This window comes from Cohnella sp. AR92 (assembly GCF_003990975.1).
Lineage (GTDB): Bacteria > Bacillota > Bacilli > Paenibacillales > Paenibacillaceae > Cohnella.
The window spans coordinates 232,728-255,297 of sequence record NZ_RZJR01000007.1 but is presented as its reverse complement, the minus strand read 5'-3'; the positions used below and the strand labels follow the sequence as shown (position 1 = coordinate 255,297).

Sequence of the window (22,570 nt, the reverse complement as noted above, 5' to 3'; positions counted from 1 at the left end):
AATATGAGAAGAAGAATGGTCCTGGGAGCCTCGACGCTCCTGCTCGTGTCCGGCGTGCTGGGAGCATGCGGCGGCAAGGATAAGGACGCTTCGGACGGACCGGTAACCATCGAATTCTGGCATAATTACGACGCAGGATCCGGCCAAGTCGACGTACTGGAGAAATTAATCAAGGAGTTCGAGGCGGAGAACAAGAATGTCACGGTAAAGCAAGTCTATCTGGAATGGGAAGCTCTTAAGAACAATGTGGTCTCCGGAGCCAGCACGGGAACGCTGCCTGACGTTCTCCGCGGAGACATCGCATTCGTTCCTCAATTCCAAAGCCTGAACGTGCTGGAAGAAATGAGCGCGCTAAGCGACTACAAAGACGCGGCTGCCGGCGTCCTGGAGTCGGCGAACAGCACGGCCCGAATGGGAGACAAATTCTACGGCATCGCCGCGAATACGAATACGAAGATTCTGTTCTACAACAAGACCTTATTGCAACAAGCCAATGCGGATGCTCCGAAGACGTTGGATGACGTATGGGCAACGGCGCGGAAAGCGAGCGGCGGCAAAACGATCGGAATGGTGGAGCCGTGGACGGGAGTATGGAACGTGGGTCCTTATATCTGGAGCGAAGGCGGAGATGTCTTGGCGCCGGACAACAGCACGGCGCAAGGCTATATCAATGGCCCGATAGCCGTCAAGGTCATTCAACAGCTAGCGGATTTGTATAAAGAGAAAGCGCTTGCAGGCTCTTCGATGGATCCCGGCGCAATCGGCGACACCGACGGATGGGCGGCAGGAGCGTATGCGATGGAGCTCGACGGACCCTGGAGAGAGAAATCGAACAAGGAAGCCGGAGTCGATTATGGCGCCACGCCGCTGCCCGCAGGCAGCAAAGGCTCCATTAGCGTGCTCGGGGGCGAAGACTTCATGATGTTCAAAACATCGGATGACGCTCACAAGAAGGCAGCATGGGCATTCATCAAATTCATGACGAGCAAGCACGCCCAAGTGGAGATGGCCAAGGTAGGCCAACTGCCCGTCAACAAAGAAGCTCTGTCCGCTCCGGAATCCATAGAAGCCATGCCTCTGCTTCCGGTCTTCTCGGAAGCGCTGAAGACGGCCAAGTCGAGACCCGTAACGGCCAAGTGGGGCGAGATGGAGAACATTATCGCCACGAAGGTCGCGGAAGCCATCACCGGCCAGAAGGCGGTAAAGACCGCGCTGGATGAAGCGGCAAGCGAGATCGACAAGCTCATCGCCGGGAAGTAACGGCCTAAGTCAAAATTTGAGTGGTGACCAACAAATGAGCAACATGGCGGGCAAAAGAAGCGTTTGGAGAACGGATTGGCGCTTATACACGCTGCTGTTACCGGGATTGATATTCGTTGCGATATTCACGTTCTACCCGATAGGCAAAATGCTCGCGATGAGCTTCTTCGATTGGAGAATCGGGTATCGGCAAACGTCCGAGTTCGTCGGTCTTGAGAATTACAGCCAAGTGCTCGCGGATCCGATCGCCCTTCGGGCTCTGGTCAACACCTTGATGTATGCCGTTGTGACGGTACCGCTGCAGATGGCATTGGGATTGATAGTCGCCCTGCTAATCAACGGCATTACCAAGTTCAGCGTCACCTTCCGGCTAGCCTACTATTTTCCGGTCATCACGTCTTGGGTCGTCGTGGCCTTGCTGTTCCGCTACATCTTCAGTAATCAAGGCTTATTGAATTATTTCCTTGCCGATGTGCTGCATGTGGTCGGGGAGCCGGTCGGATGGCTGAGCTCCCGAGTTCCAGCCCTTGTCGTCGCCATGTTTCTAGGGATATGGAAGGGGATCGGGTGGAATATGGTCATCTTCCTTGCGGCCTTGCAGGCGGTGCCCAAAGAATATTACGAAGCTTCTTCTATCGACGGCTTGAACGGGAGGCAGCAATTTTTCCGGATCACCCTGCCGAGCATCCGCGGCACCTTGCTGTTCGCATTGGTCATGCTGTGTATCGGAGCGTTCAACACTTATACCCCGATTGCGGTTCTGACGGGCGGGAATCCCGCTCATCAGACGGAGATGGTCCTAACGTGGATGTATTTTCAAACCTTTAACGTGACGGGCAAAATGGGGTATTCGGCGGCTTTATCGATCATTATAACCCTGATTATTACCTCCATTACGGTTATCCTGTTTCGAACGTTAGCGAGAAAGGGGGAATGATATGATGAATCAACGAGGAGAGATGTAGATGAGGCGCCGACGTAGAATCAAACCCTTCATGGCTGTTCGTTACGCGCTGCTGATCCTGGGCTTGGTCGTAACGGTGATTCCCATGTTCTACATGGTGATCTCATCGCTCAAGAGCAACAAGTCGACCTTTTCCTACCCGCCCCAATTGTTCCCGAATCCGCACGAGATCACGCTTGAGAACTACGTTTATATTTTTCGGCACGTAAGCTTTCTCAAGTACTTGGGCAATACGCTCTTCACGGCGCTGATGACGGTCCTCCTATCCGCGGTCATCTCCTCCGTTCTGGCGTATTCGTTCGCGAGATTCAAGTTTCCGGGCAAATCCTTGTTTTACGGAATGATTATCTCCGTCATGCTGATTCCGGGACTCGCGATGATCATTCCGCAGTTCGAAATGGCCGTGAGGTTCGGCATGGTGAACCATCTGTGGGGCGTGATCTTGTTCTATTCCGCTTGGGTGACCCCATTCTCTACGTTCTTGCTTAAGGGGTATATCGAGGACAACATTCCAAGGGAATTGGACGAAGCGATCTACATGGATGGCGGCAGCATCTATTCCGTTTATCTGTTCGTCATCATGCCCATGGCGTCTCCCGCGATCGCGGCCATCAGCATCTTGAATTACTTGTTCCCGTTCGAAGAGCTCGGTTGGTCCCAGACGATATTGAAATCCGATGAAATCCGGACCTTGCCGGTCGCTATCACGATGTTCTTCCAAGCGCACAACCGAACGGACTGGGGTTACGTGTTCGCGATGACTAGCTTATCGATGGTGCCCGTCGTTCTATTCTACTTGGCCTTGCAGAAGTACTTTATATCCGGATTATCCAGCGGTTCTATCAAAGGCTAATTCAAGAAAGGATGGATTGCGCATGAGCAGGTCTATCAAAGCCGTCTTGAGCGTCTTTATCCTGTTGTCCGTCGTTATCTCCGGAGCGACGACCATGAATAAAGCGGCCGCAACGACATCGACATCCGTGCTGAGCGAGGACGATATCGTCTACATGATCCTGACAGACCGATTCTATGATGGGGATTCCAGCAACAACGGCACCCTGGGCAACGAGTACAGACCGGGTCAACTGAAGTATACGCAAGGCGGAGACTGGCAAGGAATTATCGATAAAATGTCGTACATCAAAGATCTTGGGGTTACGGCGATCTGGATTTCTCCTCCGCAACAGAACGAGCTTCTCAGCCGGGATGGCAGCGAGTCCGGTTATCATGGGTATTTCACTCACGATTATAACTCTACCGATCCTCACTTCGGCAGCAAAGCCAAATTGATCGAGCTGGTTAATACGGCTCATGCGAACGGGATCAAAGTCATCCTCGACGCCGTTCCTAACCATACGGCGGACTATCTGAACGGCACAGCCACCTCTTACTCGCCTAGCACGTATGCGCCGGCCGCTCCGTTCAACGATCCGAGCTGGTACCACCATAACGGAGATATTCTGGATTACAACAATTATACCCAGCTCGTTAACAACGACATGGGTGGGCTCGACGACCTGGATCAATCCAATCCATCCGCGAAAGCCGCGATCCTGAGCGCTTATAGCTCATGGGTTGCCGATGTCGGCTTTGACGGAATCCGTATCGACGCGGCGAGCTCCTTGCCCAAGAGTTTCATTACGGATTTCCAAACCGCGACGGGCGTTCCGACTTTCGGGGAAGTGTTTAACGGAGACGTTAATTTCGTCAGCGACTTCCAGAATTACGAGTGGGGGGTACTGGATTTCCCGTTATTCTTCTCCTCCCGGGATGTCTTCGCGAACGATACCAGCATGAACAACCTCAAAACCATATTCGATCAAGACTATAAGTATCAAAATACGAACCATCTGGTTACCTTCATGGACAACCACGACAGAGACAGATTCCTGAATCTGGCTAACGACAATTACAAGAAGCTCCGGTTGGCCATGACGTTCCTGTTTACGGTCAGAGGCATACCGGATGTCTATTACGGAACCGAGCAGGCGAATTATGGCGGAGGAGTGCCGACGGAATACACCGGCATCGCGAACAAGGAGAACAGGGAAGTCATGCCTTCGTTCAATGAAACGAACATCAACTTCAAATACATCCAAAGGCTGGCTCAGATCCGCAAGGATTACGACGCATTGAGATCGGGTACGCAGAGGGAGATGTGGTCGGATTCCTTCGTCTATTCGTATTCAAGAAGAATCGATACGACCGCGCATGAAGTCATCACCGTATTGAACAACGGATATGACAGCTCTACTCGAACAATACCGCTGAGAGCGGAGAGCACGATTCCGGTAGGAACCGTGCTGACGAACCTGCTGAACACGAGCCAGACCGTTACGGTGGCATCGGGCGGCGTAACCGGCAAGCAAATTACGGTGACCCTTGACGGCAAACAAGGAATGATTCTGGCTGCGGGTATGGTTGCCAGCTATACTCCTCCTACGCCGACCATCACCAAGATCCGGGTACACTATAATGTCGGTTATGGGAACAGCATGTATCTCAGAGGCTCCAATTATCCATTGTGGTGGGACAAGGGCAGAGCGATGAGAAACGTCTCATCGGATGTGTGGGAGTTCGAGATGGAGAGAATTCCCGCGGGAACGACGGTAGAATTCAAGCCTATGATCAATAATGACACTTGGTCCACAGGGTCGAACTACACCGTGACCGGCGGAACCACCGTGGATGTCTATCCAAGCTTCTAAGCAAGGAATGTTTGCCGTGCGAGACCGCTAACAAAGAAGACACTGTCCCTCTATGCCATCGGGGGAGCAGTGTCTTCTTTGTTATTCGGATTATGCTCTCAGAGCGGGAGTAGCGCTTTGTACCGCGGCCAGCCACTCGCGGGCGATAATCTGATGACCGGCCGCCGTCGGATGAACCCCGTCCCAGATCCAATAAGCCGGTTCGGCCCGCTCGGCCGCCCGATCGAAGGCTTCCTGCAAGGGCACGAACAGCGTGCCGTATTCCTCGGCCAGCTTCCTCGTCGTCCGCCCGTAAGCGGCGACTCTTGACTGCCACCGCTCCCAACGCGCTTCCGTAACGCCGGTCTTGAGAATAAAAGGCTCGCAAAGCACGATGGCGGCGTTCGGAAGCACCTCTCTCGTCTCCTCCAGCAAGTGGCGATAAGCCCGCTCGAAGCGGTCGGTCGCTCCCGTAGGCAGCTCTTCCACGATTCTCCACGCGTCGTTGACGCCGATCAGAATGCTGACGACGTCCGGCTTGACCGAGATCGTATCCTCGTTCCAACGGGCGTACAGATCCGATACGCGGTTCCCGCTGATCCCGCGGTTGACGAACCGAAGCGGCCGGCCGGCCAGCTCCTCGCCCAGCCGGGCCGCGATCAAATAAGGGTATCCTTGCCCGAGGCAGAGGCTGGGATCTCCTTCCCTCGAACGGGTTCCATCCGTGATGGAATCTCCCTGGAACAAGACGGTGAACGAAGTGTTTGTCGTCATTCGTATTCTCTCCTAACGTTTCGAATGGATTCCTCGTCCAAGGTAGCACTGCCCGGCCGGCGAATCAATCGTTAATTTTCGATGGCGCGTTCCGGCTCCTTGCCCCCTTTTTCTCCCACCTTAACCTAGTGAATCTCCCTATTCCAACTTTTGCTGGCAAGAAGTCAAAAATGGACCTTAAACAAGCAAAATCCAAGGGATATCGCGCCTTGATCATTCCTTTACACTTAGGGACGAGCAGCCAGATCGCGCAGTAAAGGACGTGAAAATAGTGAACAAATTTACCGGCGCTTCCGCTTTAGCGGATCGAATGAATACGATCGGCTTCAAGCTGGTTTCCTCCATCGTCCTTTATCTCATGATTCCGGTTCTCTTGACCTTCTATCTCATGGACAAGCCCTTGGAGAAGGTCATCGAACGGAATCTGGGCAAGTCCGCGCAGGATTCCCTGTACCTGGTCGGCCTGAACGTGAACCTCTTGTTTCAAGACATGCTGCAGGCGTCCGTGCAAATCTCCGGCCGCTCCGAGGTCGTATCCGTGCTCCGGAAGCCGGAGGCGTTCAGCGAGTTCAGCAAGCTGCGGTTGAACGACGAGATCCTGAACCGGCAGACCAGCTCTTACTTCTCCAATACGTACTCCACGCTCATCGACCTTTACGGCCATCGGCTGAGCACGAGCTATATGTCGGATTCCTCCATGACGCGGCTGACGGAATCGGGCTGGTACAAAGGAATGATGACCCGACCCTATCAGCTCAAGTGGATGTTCAGCAGCCGCAATCCGTGGTACGCGGACTCCAAGCCGCTCGTGACGCTGGTTCGAACCGTTACGGATCCTCAGAGCAACCGGAATGTCGGAATGATCCTCTTCAGCGTGGCCGAAGAAGATCTGCGCAAGTATCTGAGCGGCTTGGACGGACGTTTGTATCTGGTCGATCAAGAAGGGACCGTCGTCTCCAGCTCGGCCAAGGACGCGATCGGGACGAAGCTGTCGGACGTCGTCGGGAACTTGTCCTATGCCGGCGGCGGCAAGGGGCAGGAGATCCTGGTCAAGGACGGGCGCAAGTGGATCGTCAATTACCATTCGGTCGGGGCGAACGGCTGGAAGGTCGTGCAGCTTGTCTCCTACGACACGGTCTTCCGCGAGATCTTCGACATCCGGCGGACGAACATTATCATATTCGCTTTGATCTTTATCGTCTTCTTCCTGATAACGCTCTCCATCGCGTACGGAATCTCCAGGCCGTTAAAGCTGCTCCGCAAGAGGATGGAGGAGCTCGAAGGCAAGGACTTCAATTCCTCCATCTCGGTCAGAGGCCCGAAGGAGATCGCCGCGCTTAACGACACCTACAACAAGATGGTCAAAGAGATCCGCACCCTGCTGCAGCGGGTCAAAGAGGAGTACCAGCAGAAGGAGGACATGAGGTTCCGCGCGCTTCAGGCGCAGATCAATCCGCACTTTCTTCTTAATACGATAAACAACATCAAGTGGATGGCTTATATTCGCAGCGACAACGACGTCGGCGACATGCTCTCGCATCTGGGAGGAATCCTGGAAGGCAGCATCGGCCGGGGCGGAAATTTGATTCCGCTTCGCCAGGAGTTGGATTACATCCACAACTATATCGGCCTGATGCAGATCAAATACCCCGATCGCCTCAAGATCGAGATGGACGTTCCGGAGGAGCTGATGGAGCAGGAGGTCATCCAGATCATGCTGCAGCCCTTCATCGAGAACTGCCTGCAGCACGGAATCGATCCGATGGACGGGGTGGGGATCATCACGATCCGCGCCCGAAGCGAAGGGGATCGATTCGTTCTCACCCTTGGGGATAACGGGGTCGGAATGCCGGAGCAACGCTTGCGGACCGTACGCGAGCTGTTAGCTTCCCCGGATGGGGGGGAGCCGCCGGAGAGAATCGGAATCAAGAACGTTCACGATCGGCTGAGGCTTCAGTACGGAGAGCCTTACGGGGTCGATCTGTTCAGCGAACCCGGAACCGGCACGGTCGCCGAGTTCCGGTTGCCGACCAAGAAAGCGAGAGGAGGAATGGGGAATGGCCCTTCAAGTCATGCTCGTTGACGACGAGCTTCTCGTTCGGCTGGGAGTAAAGTCGCTTATCGATTGGGAGAAGCACGGGTTCGAGTTTATCGGAGACGCCGCGGACGGAGAGAAAGCGCTGGAATTGATGAAGCGGAAGGCGCCCGACATTCTGCTCACCGATATCGTCATGCCGAACATGAACGGGCTCGAATTGATCGAGAGGGTGAAGAAACGGTATCCGGACATGGCGATCATCGTGCTGAGCAGCCACAACGAATTCGAATACGTTCGCAGGGCCATGAAGCTCGGCGTCGAGGATTACCTGCTCAAGACGTCCCTGAAGCCCGCCGAATTGCTCGCCTTGTTGATCGAAGCCTCCGACAAGGTCGTTAAGCGAAGGGAGGGTCGCGCGGGCCAGCCGCCGGTTCCGGAGGAGCCGGATTCGTCGTTGCGCAAGCTGACGGATCGGCTGCTGGACTGCTTAGAGCAGCGTGCGGACGAGGAGCGCGAAGGCGCCGATGCGGTGCCGCTTCCCGCCAATCATTATCTGCTGGCCTTGCATATGAGGCGGATACGGGACGGAGTGCCGGAGCGATCGGCCGCGCAGCTGTTGAAGCATCTGGCCGAGTCCGAGCTGGGGCCGCTGCTGGCGACCCGCCCGGAGAGCGCAGGGGACCGGGATATCGTCGTTCTCTTGAAGGAAGACGGCGGAAGGCGTCCGGATCTCGAGAGAATCGTATCCGACCTGGCCGGCGCTTCCAGCCAGCTGCTGGGCATCTCCCTGCTGGGAGAGGCTTCGGGTCCTCTCGAGGACTGGCGCGAAGCCGCCAAGAGGTACGCTCTCGCCAAGGAGAAGTGGGCGAATTCGGAGACCCGCAGCGATATCAAGCAGCTGCTGGATTACCTGCGGGCCCATCTGGCTCGGAATCTGTCCCTGCGCGAAGCGGCGGAGAGGATCAACATGAGCGAGAGCTACCTGAGCACGCTATTCAAGCGGGAGACCGGGACCGGATTCACGGATTGGATCAACCTGCAGAGGGTCGAGAGAGCGGCGGACCTTCTGACGGACACGGATCTTCCCAGCTACCTGATCGCGGAGCAGGTCGGCTACGAGAATATCAATTATTTCGGCCGGATCTTCAAGAAGCTCAAGGGCGTCAGCCCTCAGAAGTATCGCGCCAGGCACCAAGCGCTGGGCAAGCGAACGGGGGATAGGCTGCAAGAACGAAAGGGCGGGAACGAAATATTGTGAATATTTCGCGCAAACGAGTTCCTGCTCAAGCCGATTTTCCGCCGATATAATTTTCTCACAAGCTTCTAGCCGGCCGCGGAATGCGGGCCTGGAGGACTTGGAAGACCTTAGGGGAGAGGAGGAGCGGCCAACATGTTGATCGGCAAAATCGAGAATTGGACGAAGGAACGGAACTACGCGCATCCGGTCATCCGCCGGGCGATCGACTTCCTGGACGAGACGGATTTCAGCTTGCTTGAGGACGGGAAATACCCGATCTGGGGAGACGACATGTACGCAAGAATCATGACGATCGACGCCAAGCCGAGAGCGGAGCAGTCCGCGGAGAAGCATGAACGGTTCCTCGACATTCATTATTTGTTGAACGGAGAGGAGACCATCGGCTGGCAGTCGCTGGCGTGCGGCGCGGAGCCCGTCCGTCCTTACGAGGAGGAGCAGGATTACGCCTTGTACGGAGCCTTGTCCGAGGAGAGCCTGCAGGCGATGAAGCCGGGCATGTACATGGTTCTGCTGCCGGACGATATTCATCGGCCCGGCCTGAGCGAGACAGGCGCCTCCGTCATTCGCAAGGTCGTCGTTAAAGTGGACAAGGAATTGCTGTAAGCCGCAACAGGAATGCCGAATTTCGAACCAGACAAAATCGCAGGGGGTACGGATCCATGTTGAAAAAACGTTTGTTCGCCGCAGTTCCCGCAGTTGCCTTGACGGTCGGCCTGCTTGCCGGATGCTCCGGCAATAACGGCAATTCGGGCGAGGAGGCATCCGGTTCCGCAAGCGCCGGAGCCGGCAAGGACAAGGTCGAGATCTCCGTATGGCTGACTCCGCAATGGAAGGGCGCCTTCGATTCGACGGAGAGCGACGCCGACTATGACAGCTTCTTCAAGTACGCGGCCGACAAGTTCGTGAAGCAGTACGACAAGTACGACGCGAAGATCAACGTCCAAGTCATCGCCGGCGATCAGCGCGACGAGCTGCTCAACGTCAACCTGAATGGCGGCACTCCTCCGGATGTCTTCTTTGAAAGCGTATTCGCGATGGGCGATTATGCGCATCGCGGGGCACTGGTTCCGCTGAACGACATCGTGGACGACGCGGCGAAGAGCGATATCGCCCAAGGCTATTGGGATAACGTGACCTTCGGCAACGACATCTACTTCTATCCGTTCTCCAACAATCCGGGCACGCTGGCTTACAACGCCGATATGTTCCGGGCCGCCGGGCTCGACAGCTTCGTCGGGGGAGAGAGCGAGATCAAGACCTGGACGCTCGACGAGTACAATCAAATCCTCGAGGCGCTTAAGACCAAGCTTCCGAAGGATAAGTACTCGAACGCTTACCCGATGGCCCTCTACGCGCTCAACAACCAAGGCGACACCTGGAACCTGGCTTATCTTAGAATGTTCGGCAATAAGTTCTTCGACGACCAAGGCAATATCGTTCTCGACGACGAGAACGGCGTGAAGGCGGCCGAATGGCTAAGGAACCTGTACAAGTCGGGCTACACGAATCCGGGCGCCGAATCGGTATCGTCCAACGACGCCAACGCGATGTTCCTGAACCAGCAGCTTGCCGTCAGCTTCACGAACCCCGTCCTATTCAACAACGCCAAAGCGGACATGGCAGCGGGCAAGGCTCCTAAGTTCGACGTTCGCCTGGCCAACATTCCGTCGGTCAGCGGCGATCCGCTTACCTTCACTTACGTGGTCGGCGCCAGCGTCTTCAAGACCGGCGACGACAAGAGAACGGAAGTGGCGAAGGACTTCGTCAAGTTCTTCTCCAGCGACCCCGAGCTGGTCAAGGCCTCCAAGAACAGCATTCCGGTTCGCAGCTCCGTCATCTCGGAGTTCAAGGATCAATTCCCGCTCTTCGAGGCGTACGACAAGAATTCGGCGCACTTGTTCTCCTTCACCGGCAACGTTCCGGGCTACAGCGAGCTGAGACAGGTTCTGTATCCGGAGCTTCAAGCGATGTATATCGGCGAGAAGACGCCGGCCGAGGCGGTCAAGGATTACCAGGCGAAGGGCAACGAGGTTATCCAGAAGGCCAGACAAAACTCCGTTCTGAATAAATAACGTCTACGAAGCACCTCTCACTAACCATTTCATGGACCCGGCCGCGCGGTGTCATCATCCGCGCGGAGGGACATGGAAGAAAGGTACGGAGTCCTATGAAATTGCGCAATCCTTATCTCAAAGAGAATCTCACCGGGTATCTGTTCATTCTGCCTCAGACGCTGTTGTTTCTCCTGTTTATCGTCTATCCGATAATCGAAGGCATCCGGCTCAGCTTCTACAAGGTTCAGTTCCAGAAGGAGACCTTTGTCGGCTTCGACAACTATTCGGCTCTGTTCAGCGATCCGATCTTCTTCAAGGCAGTCGGCAATACGGTCGTCTTCGTCGTCTTTATCGTCCTGCTGACGGTTATCTTCTCCTTGTTCGTCGCTTCGGCCGTTTTTGATAAAAACGCTAAGTACGTCTCGTTCATCCGGGGGAGCTACTATATTCCCGTCATGGTCTCCATGGTCGTCATGAGCATGATATGGAGCTTCCTGCTGAATCCCGCCAACGGCTTGATCTCGTTCACGGCCAGACAGCTCGATCTCAGCACCGTCAACCTGCTCGGGGATAAGAAGCTCGTGCTTCCCGTCGTCATCTTCGTGACCTTCGCGACGAACGTCGGGCAAGCGATCATCCTGTACATCGCATCCATGATCGGAGTTCCCAAGGATCTCTTCGAAGCCGCGGAGGTCGACGGGGCAAGCCGCCTGAAGGTGATCTTCCGGATTCTCATCCCGCTGGTCAAGCCGACCACGATCTACATTACGATCATCAACATCATCGCCGTGCTCAAGATCTTCGTCGTCATTCAGATGCTGACGGGCGGCGGACCGAACAACGCTTCCGTGACCTTGATGTATTACCTGTACAACAATGCCTTCAAGTACAACCAGCTCGGCATTGCCTCCGCGGTAGGGGTCATCATGTTCGTCATTACGCTGCTGCTGTCGGTGCCGCAACTTCGAGCGCTGTTCAAGGATAAGTGAGGGATACGGTCATGGCGAAACTGCAAGGCAAGAAGAAGAGGGACAGCTACGACGTCGTTGCCAATATCGTTATCGTCTTCTTCGCGATCTGTAACTTGTTTCCGATCTATTGGCTGTTCACCAGCTCGCTGAAGAACAGCTCCGACGTCATCAAGATGCCGCCGGATTGGTGGCCGAAGACGTTCACGTTCTCGAATTACACGGAAGTGTTCGACAGCCAGCCGGCGCTGCGCTGGACGTTCAACAGCTTGTACGTGGCCGGCCTGTCGACGATCCTGTTGGTCGTGACCAGCTCGATGGCGGCCTACGCCTTCTCGAAGCTTCGGTTCAAAGGGAAAATGGTCATCTTCGTAATCTTCATCTCCAGTCTCATGGTTCCCAAGGAAGTGATGATCGTTCCGCTCTTCCGCATCGCCCAGGACTTGGGGCTGGTCAACGACCTGCACGGGATGATCTGGCCGAACGTGGCCGTCGCCTTCGGGGTGTTCCTGCTCAAGGGATTCTTCGACTCCGTCCCGGACGCGTTAAGAGAGGCGGCCCGCATCGACGGAGCGGGCGAAGTCCGTACCTTCCTGCAGATCATGATTCCGATCGTCAAGCCCGGAATCGGGGCGCTGTTCATCCTGAACTTCGTCCAGGTATGGAACGACTACCTGTGGCAGCTGGTCATCGGGCAGGAGAAGGAGATGAAGACGCTGATGGTCGGCATCGCGACCCTCATGCAGGATCTGAATCCGAACTTCGCTTACAAGATGGCCGGCGCGACGGTGGCGGCTATCCCGATGCTGATCATCTTCCTTCTGTTCCAAGGATATTTCACCCGCGGCCTCGCGGGCGGCGCGGTCAAGGAATGACGAACGGAGAGGACGGAATCATGGAGAATTGGATTGGCATCGATATCGGCGGGACGGACATGAAGTTCGCCGTCTTCAACCGGGAAGCGGAGATCGTTCGTCACGGTTCCGTTCCGACGCCTCAAGGGGATGCGGGAGTCCGCATCCCGGAAGCCGTCGAAGCGGTTCTGGCAAGCCTGCTGGGCCGTTACCCGAATTCGTCCGGGGTCGGGATCAGCACCGCCGGCGTCGTCCATCCGGACAGCGGCGAGATCGTCTTCTCCGGCCCGACCCTCCCGGGGTACCGCGGAACGAACCTGAAGCGGGTCGTCGAAGATCGCTTCGGCTTGCCCGCCAACGTTCTGAACGACGTGAACGCGGCGGCTCAAGGGGAGCGCTGGAAGGGAGCGGCGCGGGGAGTCGATCACTTCTTCTGCGTCACGATCGGCACGGGGATCGGAGGAGCCTTGTTCAGCGAAGGCAAGCTGGTGCTCGGGCCGCACTTCCGCGCGGGCGAGATCGGCCATTCTCTGTACGAGAAGGGCTCGGGAACGACGTACGAGCAGAGGGCGTCCATGTCCGCCTTGCTCCGCCGCGCGGCGGACGAGCTCCCGGGCTTCTCCGGTTCGGGACGCGAGCTCTTCGCGCGAGCGGGCGAGGGAGACGCGGCTTGCCGGCGCCTGCTCGACGGCTGGACCGAAGAGATTGCCAGGGGGCTCGCGGAGATCGTTCTGCTTGCCGATCCGGAGGTCATCGTCGTCGGCGGCGGAGTGTCTGAGCAGAAGGAGCTCTTGTTGGAGCCGATCCGCGGGCATCTGTCGGCTTACCTGCCGGAAGGCTTCTGCCGGACCTCGTTGAAGCCGGCGGAGCTGGGCAACCGCGCGGCCTTATACGGCGTTATTTATCCTTACTTTATAAGAGAGATGGAGAGATCGAACGATGGAGCGCAATTGGGTTAAGGAATTAGCGGGCGTGTACGTGGCGATGTATTCGGCTTATAACGACGCGGGAGAAGTCGATTCGGACCGAGTCCGGAAGCTTGCCCGCTACTATGTCGGCAAGGGGATCAAGGGCTTGTACGTCGGAGGCAGCTCCGGGGAAGGCATCCTGCAGACGGCCGAGGAACGCAAGAAGGTGCTCGAAGCGGTCATGGAAGAAGTCAGAGACGAGCTCGTCATTCTCGTCCATGTCGGGGCGAACTCGACGAGAGAGAGCGTCGAGCTGGCGAGGCATGCCGAGAGCGTCGGAGCGGACGTCATCTCCGCCGTGCCTTCGATCTACTACCGGCTGTCGGAGAAGGCGGTCGAGACGCACTGGCAGCGGATGATCGACAGCACGAGCCTTCCTTTCATTATCTATAACATCCCGCAGACGACGGGCTTCCAGCTGTCCATGGGCCTTCTGAGCCGGATGGCGGAGCAAGAGAAGGTCATCGGGGTGAAGATGTCGGGCGAGAGCACGTTCGAGCTGCAGCAGTTCAAGGCGGCCGGAGGAGACAACTTCCTGGTGTTCAACGGACCGGACGAGCAATACCTGGCGGGCCGCAGCATCGGCGCGGACGGAGGAATCGGCGGCACCTACGGCGTCATGCCGGAGCTGTTCGTCGCGCTGGACGGACTGTATGCGGAAGGGAAGATGGAAGCGGCGCGAGAGCTGCAGTTCCGAATCAACGGGATTATCAAGCGGCTCTTGGCGTATCCGTCGCTTTACGGCGCTTGCAAATCCATCCTTAGCCTTCGCGGAGTCGAGACGGGATCGCCGCGCCTGCCGCTCCTCCCCGTAGGCGAGGAGCATCAGGGTTCGCTTGCCGAGCTGAACGACGACATTCTGCGAACCGTCGCCGCCTATACGAAACGATAGGAGGAGGAAGCGAGATGTTGGATCGGATCAAAGGGGGCCTGGTCGTCTCGTGCCAGGCGCTGGAGCACGAGCCGCTTCATAGCTCGTATATCATGTCCCGGATGGCGGTAGCCGCCTTGGAGGGCGGAGCCGTTGGCATTCGAGCCAATTCCAAGGAGGACATCGTCGAGATCAAGAAGGCGGTGCCGCTTCCGGTGATCGGAATCGTGAAGAGGGATTATCCGGACAGCGAGGTATTCATCACCGCGACGAAGCGGGAGATCGACGAGCTGCTGGAGAGCGGCTGCGAGATGATCGCGATGGACGCGACGAACCGGGCGCGCCCCGGCGGCGAGTCGCTGGAGGAGCTCGTGCGGTATTGCCGGGAGAGAAATCCGGCGGTGCGGCTGATGGCCGATATCTCCACCGTGGAAGAAACGATAGCCGCGGAGCGATTGGGCTTCGATTGCGTCGGCACGACGCTGCACGGCTATACGCCGTATACGGCGGCCTCGAAGCTGTATCACAATGACTTTCAATTCCTTAAGGACGTCTTGCGCGAAGCGGAGGTCCCCGTCATCGCGGAAGGGAACGTGATCACGCCCGAGATGTTCAAGCGCTGCCTGGAGCTGGGCGTCCACTCGACGGTCGTGGGCGGAGCGATCACGAGGCCTAAGGAGATCACCTCGAGGTTCGTAGCCGTTCTATCTTGAGAATATCGCATGCAAGCAAGAAAGCTGCCGCCGACGGCATCGTCGGACGGCAGCTTTTCTTTAACATTCCATCTCATTGAGAAGGAAGGCGGATGGTAACCTTGGTGCCTTGGCCGAGAACGCTGTCGATCGTAAGCCCGTAAGCTTCCCCGTAATAATAGCGAATGCGGTCGTGCACGTTCTTCACGCCGATATGGTCGCTAAGAAGCGTGTCCTCCATGCTCCTTAGCTCGCTCCTCAGCCGGCGAAGATTCTCTTCGTCCATCCCCGCGCCGTCATCCTCGATCGCGATAATGAAATAATCGGCCGTCAAAGAGGTTGCGATCGACAGATGCCCTTGTCCGCTCTTGCGTTCCAAGCCGTGGACGATCGCGTTCTCGATCAGGGGCTGCAGCATGAAGTGGAGAACCGGACGCTCGTCGCATCCTTCGGTCAGCTGCTCGGCATACCGGAATTTGTCTCCGAACCGCATCTGCTGGATTTTCACATATAGCCGGGTATGGATCAATTCCTCGCGAAGAGGCACGATCTCCTTGCCGCTCTGGATATGGATCCGGAAGAGACGGCCGAGCAGGCCGACCATATCGCTCAGCTCCCGCTGTCCCCCGAGAACCGCCTTCATCTGGATCGATTCCAGCGTATTGGCGAGAAAATGAGGGTTGATCTGGCTCTTCAGCGCTCCGAATTGCGCAAGCTTCTGCTTGGCCAGCGTATGGGAGGACCGCTCGATATGCTCCTGCAGGTCCTGGACCATGTTGCGGATGCCCCGGTATAGAATCCCGAATTCATCCTGCCGCTCGCTGTTGAAGTCGACGTCGAACTTGCCGAGTCCGACGGCCCTTACTTGCTTGCTGAGGTTGATGATCGGCCGCGTCACGCGGCGGGCCAGAATGAATTGGAACAGCAGCGCGGCGCCGACGGAGCCGGCCGCGAAGCTCAGGATGACTTTGCGGAACAGGACCGCGTCCTTGGTCATCTCGCCTTCTTCGATGTATTGAACGACCTTCCACCCGGAGTAGGCGGAGGTGACGAAGTTCAGATAGGAGGGCCGGCCTTCGATGGACGCATAGAAGCTGTCCGAGTCCCTGCCGAGAATGCGGCCGAGCGAGGACGGCTCCAGAACGTTGACGGGCAGGCCGGTCCGGTTCTTCCCTTCGGAGGAGTAGATGGGACTGCCCGATCCGTCCAGGATGAGAAACTTGCGGTTCCGGTTCTCGGACAGGTCGAGGATGTCCTTCAGCGAATCCAGGCGGATATCGACAAGCAGAACCCCGAGCGGATAACGGGTGCCGTTGCGGTTGATGACGCGGGCGATGGAGATAACCGGGTCCTTGGCGCCAACTCGGTGGAAGGGCAGGTGGGTCCCGAACAGCTGGATTTTCCCCTTCCCTTTCAAGGTTTGCGCGTACCAGCCCTCCTTCGTGAAGTCTCCCGCGTTGTAATCGGCGCGGTTGAAGTTGACGGAGTAGAACAGGCGGTTGCCGGAGTACAGCTGGACGCTGTCGGTGTTCTTGACGGTCATCTCGATGGTGCTGACGAAATTCTCGATGACGCTGCGATATTGGATCGTCTGGTCGACTCCTTCGTCGGGATTGCTCGCCCACTGGTCCAGCGCTTTCTGCAGTTGGCTGTTCAATTGAGCGGTCAGCGTTCCGGTCTCAATGCTCTGCAGATATTGATCGATATTGAACGATAGATTATTCAAGATTAGGCTGGAGCTGTCCTGATACTCGTTCCGAACGGTATTCATCATGAAGATGTAGACGACGCCGGCCATGACCAGCAGCGGAATCGTGATGACGAAGATGGACAGGACGAAAATTTGACGGTTGACGTGCTTGATCTGGAACCGCCCCATCAGGTTCTTCAACCGGCTCATGGCTTCACAATCCTAACTGTTTGCGATATTCGGTCGGCGTCTTGCCGGTCACCGTTCGAAAGGTCTTTACGAAGTGCTTGTAGCTCTTGTAGCCGCACATCACGCATACGTCCGTCACCAGGTACTTCGGATCCATTAGGCATTGCTGCGCGTATCGGATGCGGATCTCGGTCGCGAAGCTCAAGTAGTTCTTGTTAAGCTTGCTCTTGAACAGCCGACTCAGATAGGACGGGTTATAGAAGAAGCGATCCGCAATCGTCTGGAGCGTGATGTCCTGCTCCATGTGCTGAAGGATAAAGCTCTCGATCTGTTGGAAAATAGCCGTGTCCGGCAGCGGATGTCTCGAGGAACGAGTCCGATAGGCGGAGTTCAGCTCCAGCACCCAGTTCGCCAGCCAGTCGAAGAGGGAGTCCGAATTCTCGAAATCATCCGCGAAGGCCAACGAGATCAGCTTATGGCTGTAGATCTCCTCGACCGGAATCCCGTGCTTGTGAGCGAACCGAAGGGTCGCGTTGATCAGCTCTTGCAGGAAGAGAAGCAGCGAGTCTACGGAAGCGCGGGCTTCCTTGGACTGAACGCGCTCCGAGAACCGGTTCATCAATCGTCTCGTATCCGCTTCGCTGCCGTTCTCCAGGCAGGATCGAATCTCGGCTCGGTCCTCCGCCTCCAGCTGAAGGCGGGACGGCGCGGCCGAGCTTGCGCCAGCCGCATCCGCATCCGATTGCGGGAAGAAGAAGCGGGAGGATTCGAAGTATCGGCGATAGAGAGACTTGTCCGCAAGGCGAAGCCGAGACCCCGCCTCGGACAGCTTGGACGCCGGCAGGCCCGCCGATGCGAATACGGCGAGTCCCGACAGGTCTCCGTCCGAGGCGAGAATCTCGTTCATTCGGCCGCCGGCAGGGAAATAGAGTCCGGAGGGCCGTTCTCCGCCGGGATCGGGGCATACGGCGATCAGGTATAATTTGGACTGGTACGAGTAAGACAGGAGCCGATGGACCTTGCCTAACCCGAGAGCTTCGGCCGCGAGCTCCTTGACTCGTTCCTTTGCGAAGCGCTTCCAAGCTTCTCGGCCGCGGCCCATCGGATAGCGGCGGGGGATCGCCGTCAATACGGCGGGATAGTACAGCATTCCGGATTCCTCCCACCGGCTCAGGCGCTCCTGACGGTCTCCGTCCGAGGCGTCCCCTTCCTCCAGAAGAAGCTTGAACAGGCTGTCGTCCCTGACCTTCCCGAATGCCCGGACTTCCGTCTCCAGCTTGCGCCGGCTTTCCCGTTCCCGCTTGCGCGACTCGATCTCCTTTAAGCATTCCACGACGGTGGCATAGCTCTCTTCGTATTCCAGCGGCTTAAGCAGATAATTTCGAACGCCGCCCAGCCGAATGGCCTTCTGCGCGAATTGAAGGTCGCCGTGTCCGGTCAGAATGATAAACAGGGTGTCCGGCAGCTCGCCGCGCAGCCGTTCGATCATCTCCAGCCCGTCCATCTCGGGCATCCGAATGTCGGTAATGACCAGGTCGGGGCGGGCAAGAAGAGCGACTTCGACACCCTCGCGGCCGTTCTCCGCATCCACGATCTCATGCACGCCTAACTCCTGCCAGGGGAAGTAATGCTTAAGTCCTGCGCGAATGATAGGCTCATCCTCCACGATCATAAGCTTGTGCATGTTGTGCTCCTTGTCAGTTAATATAACATTAATTATACAACAAATAGATTTCGCTCAAAGCGTTAAAGCCATGTAAAACGGCTGGGAAAAACAAGAGGTCAAATATGAGCCATGAATGTAAAACGAAGGGGATTCTCGGCACGAGGGCGGTTAGCCTATGCTGAGAGCGGGAAGGGCAATCCGGAAGTCCTTGCCAACAACGAACAAGGGGGATATCCATGTTTAGCAGCTTGCGCAAAACGCTCACCGCCGGTATCGTCGTCGCCTTATCCGGCGCGCTCTTAACGGCATGCAGCTCGAACAATAACGCGGAGAACGCGACGCCAGCCTCGCCTTCCGCCTCGCCTTCAGGCTCGGAATCGACGGCGGCCGCTACCAAGCCCGTGGAGATTACCTGGTGGAACTTCCCGAACTTCCAAGCTCTTGACGGGGAAGTCGGGAAGTACGAGAAGCAAATCATCGCCGCTTTCAACCAGAAACACCCCGAAATCAAAGTGAACCTAGAGATGATTACCTTCGACGGAGGACCGGAGAAGCTGAACGTCGCGATCGCCACGAACTCGGCCCCCGACGTGATCTACGACGCGCCGGGCCGCATTATCGATTGGGCGAAGAAGGACCTGCTCGCTCCGCTCGACGACATGGTGACGGCCGAGGCGCGAAGCGATATCCCGGACGCGTTCTGGAAGCAATCCATGGTCGGGGATAAGACGTATATGTACCCGATCAATACGGCTCCTTTCATGATGGCCGTCAACAAGACGGTATTCGAGAAAATAGGCACATTGGACCTGCTGCCGCTGGACAGGCCGGACCGGACTTGGACGGTCGACGAATACAAGAAAGCCCTGCAGGCGGTCAAAGAAAAAGCCCCTGACGTCATTCCTTCCGGGTTCTACGCGAAGAGCCAGGCGGGCGATCAGGGAACCCGCGCCTATATCGCGAACCTTGGCGCGACCCGATTCCTCAATGAAGACAACAGCGCGGTCGCGATCAACACGGACGGCGCGGCCCAAGCGCTCGATTGGATCGTGCAAGCGCAGAAGGACAAGCTCGTCGTGCCGGGCTCGGCCTCGCTCGCCGCTGCCGACGTGAACGATCTGTTCCTGCAAGGCAAGCTGGCGTTCACCATCAACTATTCCGCCGTGCTCAAGGCGCAGAACGTGCCGAACAAGAAGACGGAGTTCGAGGAAGTTCTGCTTCCGTTCCCGACTCCGGACGGTTCCAAGCCGAAGCTGGAGCCGTATCTGGGCGGCATGGCCATCTTCGATAACGGAGACGAGGCGAAGATCAAGGCGGCCAAGACATTCATCGACTTCATGGCCAACGATCCGGAATACGGGAAGAAGAACCTGCTTCAGACCGGGGGACTCTCGGTTCGCAATTCGATCACCGGCCTGTACGACGATCCGGAATATGCGTATTCGGAGCTGGCGCGCCAATTCATTACCGATGCGCCGACGATCGCGGACGGCTATGCGGAGATCCGCACTTCCTGGTTCCCCGAATTGCAGCGCGCTTTGTTAGGAGCGGCAACGGGCAAGGAAGCGCTGGACAGCTTCGCGTCCAAAGCGAACGAAGCGATCGCCAGAGCCAAAGCGGACGCCTCCAAAGCCGCAACCAAATAACGACCGACCCGAACGCAAGGAACGGTCCCGCGGCTAGCCGCGCCGTTCCTCGCCGCGGGATAAGAAGGGAAGTTCCGGCATGTTCGCAGCCTTGCGCAAGACGAGTCCTTATATCAAGCGCGACTGGTTGACCAGTTACCTGTTCCTGCTTCCCGCGCTTGGATTCTTTCTGCTGTTCGTAGCTTATCCGATGGTCAAAGGAGTCTACATCAGCTTCTTCACGTACACGCTCAACAAATTCGAATTCGTCGGTTTGCGGAATTACGATTACCTGCTGAACGACGAGAATTTCCTTCATTCGATGAGAAATACCATGTTGATCGTCGTCATCGCGGTTCCTCTCGTCATTCTATTCTCCATCTTCGTCGCGATGAACATCTACAAGAAACCGGAGTTCCTGCGCTCCCTATTCCGGGGGATCTTCTACCTGCCGGTCGTTTCTTCCGTTGTCAGCATTACCGTCGTCTGGGCCATGATCTACGATCCGAACTTCGGAATATTGAACTATGTCACCAGCCTGTTCGGTCTGGAGCCCATCGCTTGGCTCGGGGATACCCGGACGGCCCTTCTGGCCATCGTGCTCGTCCTCATCACGACATCCGTCGGCCAGCCGATCATTCTGTACGTCGCTTCCCTCGGCAATATTCCCGCCTCCTATATCGAAGCCGCCCAGATCGACCGCGCCTCCTCCGGGCAGATCTTCCGCCGGATCATCTGGCCGATGCTGATGCCGACGAATCTATATGTGATCGTCATGACGACGATCAGCACCTTCCAGGTGTTCGCCATTATCCAGCTGCTAACTTCCGGCGGCCCGATGTATGCGACTTCCACCGTAATGTACGGAGTCTACGAACAAGCCTTCATGCTGGGAAGCTTCGGGGTTGCCGCCGCGATGGGAGTCCTTCTGGCCGTCGTCATCGGATTGATCTCCGTCGTGCAGTTCAAATATTTAGGCAGCAACGTCGAGTACTAGGAGGTACGGCATGACGATTTACGAACGATCCAGAAGCGCGGCGTCCAACCTGCTGCTTGTCGTCGCCGCTCTGCTGTTCGCCTTCCCGTTCTATTGGATCCTAACGGGGTCTTTCAAAATCCAGACCGTGGCGGTCTCCATCCCGCCCGAGTGGTTCCCGCTCGAGCCAACCGTGCAGAACTATGTCGACCTGTTCAAGAATCCGGTCTGGCGCTGGACCTTCAACAGCTTCTTCATCTCGTGCGGGGAGATGGCCGGCGTCTGTCTCGTCGCCTCCATGGCGGGGTACGTTCTCGCGAAGAAATCGTTCCCCGGCCGGAAGATCGTCTTTACCGCGTTCGTTACGGCGATGGCGTTGCCGAAGCAGGTCATCCTCGTTCCGCTGTTTACGATGCTCGCGGATTTCGGCTGGATCGATTCGTACAAGGGGCTGATCCTTCCCGCCATCGGGTGGCCGTTCGGCATCTTCCTCATGAAGCAATTCGCCCAGACTCTCCCGAGCGAGCTGATCGAAGCCGCCAAGATGGACGGCTGCTCGGAGCTTCGGCTTTTCAGCCGCATTATACTGCCTCTACTGAAGCCGGCGATCGGAGCGCTTGCCATCTTCACGTTCATCAATGCGTGGAACGATTATTTCAGCCAATTGATCATCACTCGTTCGACTCCGATGATGACGCTTCCGCTCGGGGTCGCGACGTTGAAGGGGGAATACACGACGCCTTACGGAGTGCTGATGGCCGGGGCTCTCATGGCGTCGATTCCGATGATCTGCGTCTTCCTGCTGTTCCAGAAGGCGTTCACCCAAGGGATTACGATGGGCGCGGTCAAGGGATAACCCTGGCGAGGCTCTAAGAATCGAATACTCTCTACCGTTATGCCGGAAGACTTTGCCTATTCCTTATGAGGGGCAAAGTCTTTTTTTATATTCTCCACTTGAAAATATTCAACACAACGTATATATTACACTTGAAAGTATACTTAATAATCATCAATGTATAATTTGCAAGCGCTTCCC

Annotated in this window: 19 protein-coding genes; 16 read left to right on the top strand and 3 right to left on the bottom strand. The window is 56.7% G+C overall.

Annotated elements, in window-relative coordinates; translation table 11 throughout:
- Nucleotides 1-3: 3 nt before the first annotated feature.
- From ELR57_RS13460 to ELR57_RS13445, 4 genes are read left to right on the top strand one after another with little or no spacing between them, the layout of a single operon-like run.
- On the top strand, nt 4-1,260 hold the full coding sequence (locus ELR57_RS13460) for an extracellular solute-binding protein (RefSeq protein ID WP_126959599.1): 1,257 nt from the start codon (nt 4-6) through the stop codon (nt 1,258-1,260).
- A 34-nt stretch (nt 1,261-1,294) separates the two neighbouring features.
- Nucleotides 1,295-2,197, top strand: a complete 903-nt coding sequence (locus ELR57_RS13455; protein ID WP_202866412.1) for a carbohydrate ABC transporter permease — start codon at nt 1,295-1,297, stop codon at nt 2,195-2,197.
- Between the two features lie 28 nt (nt 2,198-2,225).
- Nucleotides 2,226-3,077, top strand: coding sequence for a carbohydrate ABC transporter permease (locus ELR57_RS13450; protein WP_126959598.1), 852 nt, complete (start codon nt 2,226-2,228; stop codon nt 3,075-3,077).
- A gap of 22 nt (nt 3,078-3,099) precedes the next feature.
- Nucleotides 3,100-4,932, top strand: a complete 1,833-nt coding sequence (locus tag ELR57_RS13445) for an alpha-amylase family glycosyl hydrolase (RefSeq protein ID WP_126959597.1) — start codon at nt 3,100-3,102, stop codon at nt 4,930-4,932.
- Between the two features lie 90 nt (nt 4,933-5,022).
- Here the strand turns inward: ELR57_RS13445 and ELR57_RS13440 are convergent, their stop codons facing one another.
- The gene (locus ELR57_RS13440; protein WP_126959596.1) at nt 5,023-5,685 is read right to left on the bottom strand and encodes an SGNH/GDSL hydrolase family protein; all 663 of its coding nucleotides are present in this window, start codon (nt 5,683-5,685) and stop codon (nt 5,023-5,025) included.
- 271 nt (nt 5,686-5,956) lie between these two features.
- Between ELR57_RS13440 and ELR57_RS13435 the strand changes: the two genes are divergently transcribed.
- The 9 genes from ELR57_RS13435 (at nt 5,957) to ELR57_RS13395 (ending at nt 15,409) form a co-directional block, all read left to right on the top strand.
- A complete protein-coding gene (locus ELR57_RS13435; protein ID WP_238162517.1) occupies nt 5,957-7,768 on the top strand; it encodes a sensor histidine kinase in 1,812 nt (603 codons plus the stop codon).
- Entirely contained in the window at nt 7,743-8,981 is a 1,239-nt protein-coding gene (locus tag ELR57_RS13430) for a response regulator transcription factor (RefSeq protein ID WP_126959595.1), read from the top strand. The genes ELR57_RS13435 and ELR57_RS13430 overlap by 26 nt, the downstream gene beginning before the upstream one ends.
- A gap of 132 nt (nt 8,982-9,113) precedes the next feature.
- Nucleotides 9,114-9,584: a NanQ anomerase/TabA/YiaL family protein gene (locus ELR57_RS13425; protein WP_126959594.1), complete on the top strand. Its 471-nt coding sequence runs from the start codon at nt 9,114-9,116 to the stop codon at nt 9,582-9,584.
- Nucleotides 9,585-9,640: 56 nt separating this feature from the next.
- A complete protein-coding gene (locus ELR57_RS13420; protein ID WP_126959593.1) occupies nt 9,641-11,053 on the top strand; it encodes an ABC transporter substrate-binding protein in 1,413 nt (470 codons plus the stop codon).
- A gap of 95 nt (nt 11,054-11,148) precedes the next feature.
- Nucleotides 11,149-12,024, top strand: a complete 876-nt coding sequence (locus ELR57_RS13415; protein WP_126959592.1) for a carbohydrate ABC transporter permease — start codon at nt 11,149-11,151, stop codon at nt 12,022-12,024.
- 11 nt (nt 12,025-12,035) lie between these two features.
- Complete coding sequence (locus ELR57_RS13410) at nt 12,036-12,878, top strand: carbohydrate ABC transporter permease (protein WP_126959591.1); 843 nt, start codon at nt 12,036-12,038, stop codon at nt 12,876-12,878.
- A gap of 20 nt (nt 12,879-12,898) precedes the next feature.
- On the top strand, nt 12,899-13,816 hold the full coding sequence (locus ELR57_RS13405) for an ROK family protein (RefSeq protein ID WP_158630026.1): 918 nt from the start codon (nt 12,899-12,901) through the stop codon (nt 13,814-13,816).
- Nucleotides 13,797-14,717: a dihydrodipicolinate synthase family protein gene (locus ELR57_RS13400; protein ID WP_126959589.1), complete on the top strand. Its 921-nt coding sequence runs from the start codon at nt 13,797-13,799 to the stop codon at nt 14,715-14,717. The genes ELR57_RS13405 and ELR57_RS13400 overlap by 20 nt, the downstream gene beginning before the upstream one ends.
- Nucleotides 14,718-14,731: 14 nt before the next feature.
- Nucleotides 14,732-15,409 carry an N-acetylmannosamine-6-phosphate 2-epimerase gene (locus ELR57_RS13395; RefSeq protein ID WP_126959588.1) on the top strand — a complete coding sequence of 226 codons (678 nt, stop codon included), beginning with the start codon at nt 14,732-14,734 and terminating at the stop codon, nt 15,407-15,409.
- 73 nt (nt 15,410-15,482) lie between these two features.
- Here the strand turns inward: ELR57_RS13395 and ELR57_RS13390 are convergent, their stop codons facing one another.
- Together ELR57_RS13390 and ELR57_RS13385 are read right to left on the bottom strand one after the other, a co-directional pair.
- Nucleotides 15,483-17,288, bottom strand: a complete 1,806-nt coding sequence (locus ELR57_RS13390; protein ID WP_126959587.1) for a cache domain-containing sensor histidine kinase — start codon at nt 17,286-17,288, stop codon at nt 15,483-15,485.
- Between the two features lie 4 nt (nt 17,289-17,292).
- Entirely contained in the window at nt 17,293-18,951 is a 1,659-nt protein-coding gene (locus ELR57_RS13385) for a response regulator (protein ID WP_126959586.1), read from the bottom strand.
- 218 nt (nt 18,952-19,169) lie between these two features.
- Here ELR57_RS13385 and ELR57_RS13380 point away from each other — a divergent pair, with 218 nt between their 5' ends.
- From ELR57_RS13380 to ELR57_RS13370, 3 genes are all read left to right on the top strand, one after another.
- Complete coding sequence (locus ELR57_RS13380) at nt 19,170-20,579, top strand: ABC transporter substrate-binding protein (protein ID WP_126959585.1); 1,410 nt, start codon at nt 19,170-19,172, stop codon at nt 20,577-20,579.
- A 79-nt stretch (nt 20,580-20,658) separates the two neighbouring features.
- On the top strand, nt 20,659-21,555 hold the full coding sequence (locus tag ELR57_RS13375; RefSeq protein ID WP_126959584.1) for a carbohydrate ABC transporter permease: 897 nt from the start codon (nt 20,659-20,661) through the stop codon (nt 21,553-21,555).
- A 10-nt stretch (nt 21,556-21,565) separates the two neighbouring features.
- Nucleotides 21,566-22,390, top strand: coding sequence for a carbohydrate ABC transporter permease (locus tag ELR57_RS13370; protein ID WP_126959583.1), 825 nt, complete (start codon nt 21,566-21,568; stop codon nt 22,388-22,390).
- The last annotated feature ends 180 nt before the right edge of the window (nt 22,391-22,570 follow it).